Below are 10363 nucleotides of genomic sequence, written 5' to 3'. Positions count from 1 at the left end.
CGATTTTTTTGTTGGTTCGTTTACATCCCCCGTTGATTTCAGTGGGTATTTTTTTGTTGAGAAATTCAACGGGGGTCTTTCACTCACATTTCAAGATAATAACTCATTTTTGTCCATTCAATCTCATCTTTACATCCCTGTAAAAGTTCCATCTTGCTAAAAATGGGAATGTAATAACTTCTACCGTTAAGAATTGTTTTGAGTTTTGTTGATTTTACTTTAGATTTATCTCGAAGTATCTCAATCCAAATCGATGTATCAATCAATAACATAGCGATTTGTTCTCACCATATTAGTATTAAAACCATCGATAAATTCAATCTCTCCGGCTAATTCAAAAAAATCTTTGTGAGAGTTTTTTTTGACTAATTCAGCTAAAGCAAAATTAACTAACTCTTTTTTTGTTCTCAATCCAGTCATCGCAAAACCTTGTTGAAGTAATTGTTCATCTAAATCAATGTTAGTTTTCATAATATTAATTAATATAGATAAACATAATATATATCTTTTTCCACTGCAAAAGAGAAGTTAACCGAAAATTTAAGTATCCATAGGTAAATTTTCCCTAATCCATTTTTCACCTTCTGTCATGGCGGAGGGCGCTGTAGTAAAATTTTCTTTTTCTTGCACTATATCTCCTTCAGAAGTAACTATGCGAAATTGCCACTGGTGAGAATGGTTATAACCGACAATTAACAAATTTTTGCCCACATGGTTAACGCAATGAATCTTCTCGTACATTTTCCCTATCACCCTAAAAGTGTTAATATTTTGTAACAAACCATAACTATTAAAACACTAAAAAATATTTTTTATGTACACATTACCTCAACCGCCGTTAGTTTTATTGGGTATCGGCTTTTTTATTGGTGTGACTTGCGGTTTAGCTTTTGAAGCCGCGCTCAAAATGAAGGTTAACTATTGGAGTAAACAGGGGCAAAAGGGAGTTAAAAGCGATTTATCGGAAATTTCTCTTTTAAAATTGCCTTTCGTGGGAATTTGCTTTGGCATTTGCGTTTTTTTAGCTTCAGGATTAGAAATTTTTACTTATAATCGTCTTCTTTCCTATGGTGTAGCTTTTCCTCTTAGCTTACTCACCGGTGTTTTAATTTGGGTACAGTTGAAAAAGTTAATTGTCTTATTATTAAAAGGTGGTTCTCAAGCTCTCGATTTAGATGCTTATTACTAAATGATATGGTGGTTGGGGAGTTAAAAGGGTTTTTGCATTCTCAAATTTTTAGTTGAGACAACGTAATAAGTAATATCAAGCTCGGATGATTAGTTATTAAAAGATTGTATCTTCGCAATTTGCCCACCGTGTAATGAATTACACGGCTAATAGTATCTCGTTCAATAAATTGAACTAAGATCATTTTTAATTGATTTATAAGTGATCGCGCAGCGGCAGCCTTCGGCTGATCAAATGAACTTGATATAAAAAGTAATAAGTTTTTATTCTTTTTGATGAAAAAGGATTCTTTTAGAGATTTTTAACTACTAAGATACTAATGAGTATAACCCTATTATCATGAATAAAAAAAGCAATGTTTATCAGCCATTGTTGCTGAGAATACTCCATAATCTGCAAGGGATTAGTGTAATTCTGGCAATGATTAGCGCCTTTTGGACTTATAACACTTATGACGGGCGCTGGGGAAAAGTAAATTGGCTACCTGATTGGGAAAGGATCGAAGGTATTCATGGTACATTTGGTTTATGGGTCTTATTGCTTTTTCCCATCTTTATTATTTATGTTTTTCATCGTGGTTATGTTAAATTAGTTCAGCCAGATAGTTGGCAAATATTACAACAACAACTGATAACAAATACAACTAATCTAAAAAGTTTTGTAAGTATAGAATGGCAAAATATTTCTTATCAGGGAAAGTTTTTAGAAGTACTTTTAATATTAATAATTATTAGTAGTTGGTTAATTTCTTTTACCAAATAGAGAGGGAAGAATGTTATTAGTATAGTAATTTATACTTATTGGGTGTAAAATGTATGATTTATCACGACTAAAAAAGGTTAACTCAGATAACGTATATAAATAGAAGTAAATTAGTTTAACAATAAATTACTATGAATAGTACCACCAACCAAGTTCCCCATGTGGTGATAGTCGGGGGCGGTTTTGCCGGATTGTATACCGCTAAGGAGTTGGGCAAAGCGCCCGTCAAAATTACCTTAGTGGATAAAAGAAATTTTCATTTATTCCAACCCCTTTTATATCAAGTGGCCACAGGAATTTTATCCCCGTCAGAAATTTGCTCCCCGTTACGTTTAGTGGTGGGTAGGAATAAAAATACCCGTGTGGTATTAGATGAGGTGGTTAATTTAGACCCTGAAAATAAGCAAGTAGTCATGCGCGAAGGGGTTTTGAGTTATGATAAGTTAATTATTGGCACGGGAGTTAGTCATCATTATTTCGGGAATGATCATTGGGAAAATGAAGCTCCGGGTTTAAAAAGTATTGAAAATGCTTTAGATATTCGCCGTAAAATTTTTCTTGCTTTTGAAGAAGCTGAGAAAGTCTCTTCTCCTCAAGAAAAGCAAGAGTGGTTAACTTTTGCGATTGTGGGCGGTGGCCCTACGGGAGTTGAGTTGGCGGGCGCTATTGCAGAACTTGCCCATAAAATTATTAAAGATGATTTTCAAGACATTGACACCACTAAGACAAAAATCTTGTTAATTGAGGGTTTAGATCGAGTTTTACCGCCCTATGCGCCCGATTTATCCCAAAAAGCCCAAAAATCATTGGAGGAGTTGGGAGTAACGGTGTTAACTAAGCGTATGGTGACGAATATTGAGAATAATATTTTAACGATTCGTCATGGGGAAGAAGTGGAAGAAATTAAAGCGCGCACCATCTTATGGGCAGCCGGGGTGAAGGCTTCTAGTTTATCCAAGGTGATTGCTGAGAAGACGGGCGCTGAAACGGATCGAGCTGGTAGAATTATGGTTGAGCCTAATTTAAGTTTGACGAATTATCCTGATATTTATGTGGTGGGGGATTTAGCGCACTTCGCCCATCAAGAAGGCAAACCTTTACCCGGTATAGCGCCCGTCGCCATGGCACAAGGGCAATATATGGCAACATCTATCAAAAATGAAGTAAAAGGTAAACCGGTTAAGCCTTTCCGCTATGTGGATAAGGGTAGTTTAGCGGTGATTGGGGATAATCATGCGGTGGTTGATCTTGGTTTTATTAAATTATCTGGTACTTTAGCTTGGTTGGTGTGGGTGTTTGCACACATTTACTACCTAATTGAGTTTGATAATAAATTAACTGTTATGTTGCAATGGGGCTGGAATTATCTGACTAGGGGGAGGGGCGCCCGTCTCATCACCGGCGAAATTACAGAAAATGATTTGATGAATAAGTCTTTTAGTAATCCTCATTATCCCATTGGTAAGAAGTTAAACAAATAGCCAAAAAGTCAATAGAAAAGGAAAAAAGTTAATAAATAGCCAAAAGCCTTGTCAATGTTACTATCTCAGAGTATTTACTTTCTCTAACGTCTGATGACAAAAAAACCGAGACCATGCACACAGAAAACATCATCCTTTGATGGATAATTATGCGATAACTTCTCATTTGTCTGAACTTAAACAAAGATAGTAAAATCATTTTATCGTCACCTATGATAAAGGAAAAGCAAAAGACCCAGTCAAATATTTTGCTGCGGAAGAAAATAGAGATTTAGGTGTTATCAAAAGGAGAAGAAAACCAAGAATGAAACTGATTATTGCTCTATTTCCCACATCTCCCAAAAATCGAGACTTTTTTTTTATGAAAACCCTTTGACACCTTGCTTTCCATCTTAACTTCTAAGCAATGGGTTGAAGGTGCTTTTTTTGTTGAGTTTCGTTACCTCAACCCAACTGATGACGTTTATTAAAGTGGGGGAGTAAGAAAAGCGCCCTCTGCCGTAGATTAAGGAAGCCAGTTTTCATCTAAAATTTGTTCTAAATCAGCAATAGGGTTTTCTGGGAAAGTGTTGAGGGGAAGTTGAGATTTATCACTAACAATATTGCGACTATTTTGGTAGCATTCGCTAAATATATCTCTAATGTAAGGCTTTAAGCTAGGACTATCTTGTAATACACGTTTAATTTGAAGACGAAAATTACGAATTTTCCCTTTCCAATGACTTTTATTTCTCTCTTTTTCTGTTTCCCAATAGCCTAATTTTAAGAGATGTTCGATCAATCTTATTAATAAACTTTCTAGTTTTCTTTTGTCACTTCGGCTCAAACTTAATACCTCCTCAATTAAATTTTCCCAATCAACGGAGTTGAAATCACGAATTTCTAGTTTATTAACAGTTTCTAATATCCAGAGATTATAGTCAGTATCGTATAAATTAGCTTGGTTTTTGATTAATTCGGCTACCATGATGATTCCCTCTGATCATTTCATTACTTTATTATAGTTTTTTAGTCGGTGAAGGGCGCTGGATTGTGGTGAAGTGAGCGCCCTCCACCGCCAGAGTTTTTGTATTCTCAAAAATGTCAATTTCTTAAACTAGCTAAGGGTATTAAGTACAGAAATTTTTAACTAAAATATCCCTCTTTTATATTTGTAAATAAATTAATTTCAGTGACCTATTTTTTCAATGAATTTTTCATAAGAGCCAATTTTAGCAAAATTTATTTCATATTCTAAATCATTTATTTTGTCAATTCTTACAGAGTCAATCCCAACAGTTTGTAATTTATCATAAGTTAATAATTCTCCTTCTTTAAGTTTTAGCACTTTTCTTAAAATCCATTGTCCTAATTCCTTATTAGAATAAGACATTAAGGCTTTATTATTATCCTGACAAACTTTTGATCTCATAATTTCTCCTGACGGTAATTTTAAATTAAAATGAGTATCTCTATCAGGAAAAAAGTCAGGTGATAATTGATGAATTTTGCTAGGAATAGGAATATAAACTTCATTTATGTCTCTTTATCTTCCTCCTGCATTCCATTCATTTAATCCACTTTTTGGAAAGATGGTTTTTTTTACCATATTAGTGTATAAAAGTAAATAAACTATCTTTTGTATTTTATTTTTACTATAAATTAATAGTTAATTTTGAGTTAGCAAATCTGTAAAATATTCAAAAGGATAATCTAATATTTCTATATCAATTTTAAATAAAATTAATTCAGTTACAAATCTTTTTTTTAACAAACCTTTTGATAATAAAAATGAATAAGGTTTCTGAATCTATAAACATTGCTATCTAAGATAATGTTAATTTTATTATACCTCTTATTTTAAGCCGCTTTCAGCGAAATTGGTGATTTAAGATGATACTCAATTTGTGTTTTTGGTGTTATTTCGATTTTTTTAAACTCTAAAGTATTAATAGGATTTTTAACTAGATGTATTTTAGGTATGTCATTAAGATTAAAAACGGCACTTAAAATATATTGATTTTGATATTCTTTAGCTTTTTCAAATTCATTTTCTGTCAGTCGAACTTTTCCTTTACTTTCTCTAACTCCTTTGACTTCTACCAAAAAAAAATCATCTTTGAAAGTAACTTGAAAGTCATATCCATCGCCATAGAGTCTTGCATCTTCTATTTCTCCTCCCATAAATAAATCACAACTATTAAAATTATTAAGAAAAAATAATTCTGCTTCTAAACCAGTTGTTTGTAACTTTTTAAATTTAGATTTTATGATAGGATTTGATTTAATTACTAAATTGTCTATATGAAAGTTATCTTGTAAATAAATTTTGACAATATTTGCATAAGTTTTAACGTCTGCATCTCCGAAAAGAGAATCTATATGAATTTTTCTATGAATATAAGTATTTCCACGCTGGTATCCGACACGTCCATTTTCGGGAAAAAATGGATCTAGCAAATCTCTTCTATTTTTGATAGCATCAACAGTTTCACAAATACCTAAATTAACACAATATTGATAAAAAGACTTTTTTGTTGTAAATCCAAATTCTTTAACAAAATCATTATTGAATTTAGATAAACCATAGCCAATTAAATTTAATATTTCATAGTTTTCATGTTTATTATTTTTTTTATTCATGACTTTTATACTTAATATTTGTCAGTAAAAATTATTTGATTTTTTGTTTAAGTAATTAATGAAACCTTTTATTTTTTTTACTCTTTTATTTTCTAAGACCGACTATAATAATATAAATGATGTTAATTTAACAACCGATTTATATATTTAATTATAATGTCCATCGCAACTGATACACTAATTACACCAGAAATATTCAAACCAGCCCGTTATTTAGGCAACGAATTAGGAGCAAAACATAAAGACTTCGACAGCGCCCGTGTCCGATGGGTGTTAACCTATCCTGAAGTTTATGAAGTAGGAGCGTCCAATTTAGGGCATATCATCCTCTACAATATCATCAACGAGCAACCACGGCAAATGTGCGACCGTGCCTACCTTCCAGCGCCCGACCTCGCTACCAAAATGAGAGCGACTGCGACTCCATTATTTGCCCTTGAAACGAAAAGAGACGTTAAAGAATACGACATATTAGGCTTTAGTTTAAGCTACGAATTAGGCGCGACTAATATCCTTGAGATGTTGGATTTAGCGCACATCCCCCTCACATGGCAGGAAAGAAAAGACAGCGATTATCCCCTAATTTTTGCAGGAGGGCAAACCGCCACCTCAAATCCTGAACCTTATGCCGACTTTTTCGACTTCGTGGCATTGGGTGACGGTGAAGAATTATTACCCGAAATTGGCTTAATAGTTCAAGAAGGCAAACGAGATGGCTTAACTAGGACAGAATTACTATTAGATTTAGCTCAAGTGCCGGGGGTATATGTACCACAATTTTACGAGATGCAAGAGGATGGCAGTGTTAAAAGGATTCGGGATGATGTGCCAGAAAGAATTTTAAGACGAGTTGCCACCCCAATCCCAGCTTATTCTATTGGTTTAGTGCCTTATGTGCAAACAGTGCATGATCGCCTCACAGTGGAAATTAGAAGGGGTTGCACTAGAGGATGTCGTTTTTGTCAACCGGGTATGTTAACTCGCCCAGCGCGCGACGTCGAACCAGAAGAAGTGGTAGATAGCATCGTAGAGGGCATGAAACAGACAGGATTTAACGAATTTAGCCTATTATCTCTCAGTTGCTCCGATTATCTCTCTTTACCTGCCGTGGGCATCGAAATTAAAAACCGTTTGCAGGGGGAAAATATTTCCCTTTCTCTGCCTTCCCAACGGGTGGATCGTTTTGATGAAAATATCGCTAATATTATCGGTGGTACACGCAAAACAGGCTTGACATTTGCCCCCGAAGCTGGTACGCAACGCATGAGGGATATTATCAATAAAGGTTTAACCAATGAGGAGTTATTGCGCGGTATTCAAACGGCGGTAAGGGAAGGCTGGAATCAAGTAAAACTTTATTTTATGATTGGTTTGCCGGGGGAAACCGATGAGGATGTGCTAGGCATTGTGGAAACCGTGCGCTGGTTGCGCCGTGAATGTCGTCAACTCAGCAGTAAGCGCCTGAATTTTAATATTACTATCTCGAATTTTACGCCAAAACCCCATACTCCTTTTCAGTGGCATTCGGTTTCTACTTCGGAATTTTTACGCAAACAACGTTATCTCAAGGATGCTTTTTATGATTTACGGGGGGTGAAAGTTAATTATACCGATGTGCGCATTTCTGCCATTGAGGATTTTGTGGGGCGCGGTGATAGACGACTCGCATCAGTGGTGCGTCTGGCTTGGGAGAAGGGCGCTGGGATGGATTCTTGGTGGGAAAGCATCGATAAGGCTTACAAGGCTTGGGAAACTGCCATCGATGAATCGGGTTTGACTTGGAAATATCGTCAGGTAGAAAATGGCGAATGGAATATTTTTGAATCTCTCTCCTTTTCTTCCTCTTCCTCCCCTGCTTCCCCTTCCTCCTCTGCTTCCCCTTCTCTCCCAGAGGAAGATAAAATTTACAAGATGCCTTTACCGTGGGATCATTTGGATACAGGTATTGATAAGCAATGGTTAGAGGATGATTTGCGGAGGGCGCTACAAGAAGCCACTGTGCCTGATTGTGCCTTCGATGGTTGTAGTAGTTGCGGTGTGTGTAGTCCTGATTTTGGTCATAATATTGTGGTTACACCTCCGCCGATTCCTGATTATGTGGGAGATTTTCAGCCTAATCAAGGTAAGGCGCAAAAAGTTCGGGTTTGGTTTGGCAAACATGGCGATATGGCTTTAATTAGTCATCTTGATTTAGTACGTTTGTTTGATCGGGCGGTGAGGCGCGCTGGTATTCCTATTTCTTATACGGGGGGTTTTCATCCTGGCCCGAAAATTTCCATTGCTCTTGCCTTATCATTAGGTATGACCAGTAATGGGGAAGTCGTGGATTTTGATAATCATACCCGTATGGATATTGAAGAATTTTCCACTAAATTAAAAGCTCAATTACCTACTGATTTACCTATTTTTAAAGTAGAAGAATTACCTGTAAAGTCTCCTAAACCGACTCAAATCCTCGATTTAGCAGAATATATTATTACGGTTTCTGCTGATCATAATATCAGTAAAGAATCTTGGCAAAATTGGCTTGATGAGATTATTAATTCTCAAGAAATACTGATGCAAAAAACTGCAAAAAATGGTAAGCAAAAAATGGTTAATGTACGAGCTAATCTTAAATCTATTAACTTAGTTGATCCAGATTTTAGCAAATCAGAAAAAATCAATATTGCTTACTGTGGTAGTGCTAAAAATGATGGCTCTTTGCTCACACCTGAACAAGTATGTTATATGTTAGAGCAAGTTAGTAATGAGCAATTAATATTAGTAAAAGCTCACCGAGAAATGATTATTTTAGCTGATCACATTACTCAATAAAATTCTCAGATAAAATTTAATAAAACGGGCATTTTGCCCGAATTAAATTGTCTATAATTAAGTTTTAAAAAAGAATTAAAATATCGTCAATAGTAAAGTATCATAAATTTTGAATTGGAAAGTCTTTTATCTACTCATTCAAACTTATTTTTAATACTGTTTTCAACATTATTAAATTAAGTACCTACATTATCAATTTTGTTTTCTAATTTATCCATCTTATATCAAGTTCGGATAATCACTTATAAAACAAAGTCTGTCTTTTGAGTTTTCAGCAGATACTTAATTGTAACTGTTTAAGCCAACCTGATATTAGGCTCTTAAGAAGTGAAAAAATCAGCAATGTTAACTTCAATAATTTGATTCATAATTTATCTCTACTTTTTTTCACCTTAATCAAATTATTTTAGTATTCAGTATGAGGTGAATAGCGCCCTTCACCCTTCCAATTATTGTTCATTTAAACATATAACGAAATGGTAAAATAGTTACATAATGAAATTACTAGAGATAAAGAAAGTAAAAATATGTTATTTCGTCAATTATTCGACCAAGACACATGGACATATACTTATTTAATTGCTGATACCGACAGCAAAGAAGCGATATTAGTCGATCCTGTCATGGAAAAAGTAGAAAGAGATTTACAATTAATTAATGAACTTGGTTTAACTTTAAAATATTGTTTAGAAACCCATGTCCATGCCGATCACATCACTGGCACTGGTAAACTAAGGGAGTTAACGGGATGTTTAGGTTTAGTGCCGGAAAAAGCTCAAGTTAATTGTGCCGATAGCCACCTCATGGATAATGAGATAGTGACAGTCGGTAATGTAGAGGTGAGGGCGCTGGCTTCTCCGGGGCATACTGACTGTCATTTCGCCTATTTAGTTAATAATACTCATCTTTTAAGCGGAGATGCACTTTTTATCAGGGGTTGTGGGCGCACTGATTTTCAAAGTGGTGATGCTGGGATGCTTTACGACAGCATCAACGAGCGCTTTTTTACTTTGCCTGATACTACTTTAGTATATCCGGGTCATGATTATCGAGGTCATAGCGTTTCTACCATCGCTGAGGAAAAAAATTATAACCCTCGTCTGAAAGGAAAAAGCCGTGAGGAGTTTATCGAGTTAATGAATAATCTTGATTTACCTAATCCTACCAAAATTATGGAAGCTGTACCTGCGAATCAATTATGCGGAAAAACTCCTAGTTTAGTGTAATATTTTTTGCTCTTTCCTCATTTAACAACTTAATAGTTTTTTCTGCTCTTTATTCCCTGTATTAATTATGATTATTACGACCAATTTTCAACAACAATTTAATTACATTAATCCTCAAGAATTACAACAAAAATTAGCTAATAATTCAGTATTATTGATTGATGTAAGGGAAAAAAATGAACGTTCGTTGCGACAGTCCCCAATCTCAGCAAAGCGGATTGGGGAAGGATAGCGACACCCTTATTTATTTCCCCCCTTCTTGATTT

At 34.9% G+C, this 10363-nt stretch carries 11 protein-coding genes; 6 read left to right on the top strand and 5 right to left on the bottom strand.

The features are described 5' to 3' along the window. Window positions 1-258 precede the first annotated feature (258 nt). Window positions 259-471 (bottom strand): type II toxin-antitoxin system VapB family antitoxin, encoded by a 213-nt coding sequence (locus IGQ45_05430; protein MBF2056664.1) that lies wholly within the window; start codon window positions 469-471, stop codon window positions 259-261. 69 nt (window positions 472-540) lie between these two features. After that, on the bottom strand, window positions 541-741 hold the full coding sequence (locus tag IGQ45_05425; protein ID MBF2056663.1) for a hypothetical protein: 201 nt from the start codon (window positions 739-741) through the stop codon (window positions 541-543). Window positions 742-814: 73 nt separating this feature from the next. On the opposite strand from IGQ45_05425, the gene IGQ45_05420 reads away from it, so the two are divergent. The 3 genes from IGQ45_05420 (at window position 815) to IGQ45_05410 (ending at window position 3432) form a co-directional block, all read left to right on the top strand. Next, complete coding sequence (locus IGQ45_05420) at window positions 815-1189, top strand: hypothetical protein (protein ID MBF2056662.1); 375 nt, start codon at window positions 815-817, stop codon at window positions 1187-1189. A gap of 339 nt (window positions 1190-1528) precedes the next feature. After that, entirely contained in the window at window positions 1529-1951 is a 423-nt protein-coding gene (locus IGQ45_05415; GenBank protein MBF2056661.1) for a hypothetical protein, read from the top strand. Between the two features lie 131 nt (window positions 1952-2082). Continuing rightward, window positions 2083-3432 (top strand): NAD(P)/FAD-dependent oxidoreductase, encoded by a 1350-nt coding sequence (locus tag IGQ45_05410; protein ID MBF2056660.1) that lies wholly within the window; start codon window positions 2083-2085, stop codon window positions 3430-3432. Between the two features lie 505 nt (window positions 3433-3937). Here the strand turns inward: IGQ45_05410 and IGQ45_05405 are convergent. The 3 genes from IGQ45_05405 to IGQ45_05395 form a co-directional block, all read right to left on the bottom strand. Then, window positions 3938-4399, bottom strand: a complete 462-nt coding sequence (locus IGQ45_05405; GenBank protein MBF2056659.1) for a DUF29 domain-containing protein — start codon at window positions 4397-4399, stop codon at window positions 3938-3940. A 201-nt stretch (window positions 4400-4600) separates the two neighbouring features. Beyond that, the gene (locus IGQ45_05400) at window positions 4601-4843 is read right to left on the bottom strand and encodes a hypothetical protein (GenBank protein MBF2056658.1); all 243 of its coding nucleotides are present in this window, start codon (window positions 4841-4843) and stop codon (window positions 4601-4603) included. 428 nt (window positions 4844-5271) lie between these two features. Beyond that, entirely contained in the window at window positions 5272-6054 is a 783-nt protein-coding gene (locus IGQ45_05395) for a DUF3883 domain-containing protein (protein MBF2056657.1), read from the bottom strand. Between the two features lie 156 nt (window positions 6055-6210). Here IGQ45_05395 and IGQ45_05390 point away from each other — a divergent pair, with 156 nt between their 5' ends. The 3 genes from IGQ45_05390 (at window position 6211) to IGQ45_05380 (ending at window position 10329) form a co-directional block, all read left to right on the top strand. Next, a complete protein-coding gene (locus IGQ45_05390; GenBank protein ID MBF2056656.1) occupies window positions 6211-8871 on the top strand; it encodes a TIGR03960 family B12-binding radical SAM protein in 2661 nt (886 codons plus the stop codon). Window positions 8872-9398: 527 nt separating this feature from the next. After that, on the top strand, window positions 9399-10097 hold the full coding sequence (locus tag IGQ45_05385; protein MBF2056655.1) for an MBL fold metallo-hydrolase: 699 nt from the start codon (window positions 9399-9401) through the stop codon (window positions 10095-10097). Between the two features lie 67 nt (window positions 10098-10164). Beyond that, a complete protein-coding gene (locus IGQ45_05380; protein ID MBF2056654.1) occupies window positions 10165-10329 on the top strand; it encodes a hypothetical protein in 165 nt (54 codons plus the stop codon). The last annotated feature ends 34 nt before the right edge of the window (window positions 10330-10363 follow it).

It is taken from the genome of Cyanobacterium sp. T60_A2020_053, assembly GCA_015272165.1.
GTDB lineage: Bacteria > Cyanobacteriota > Cyanobacteriia > Cyanobacteriales > Cyanobacteriaceae > Cyanobacterium.
This window is presented reverse-complemented; position numbering and strand designations above follow the sequence as displayed.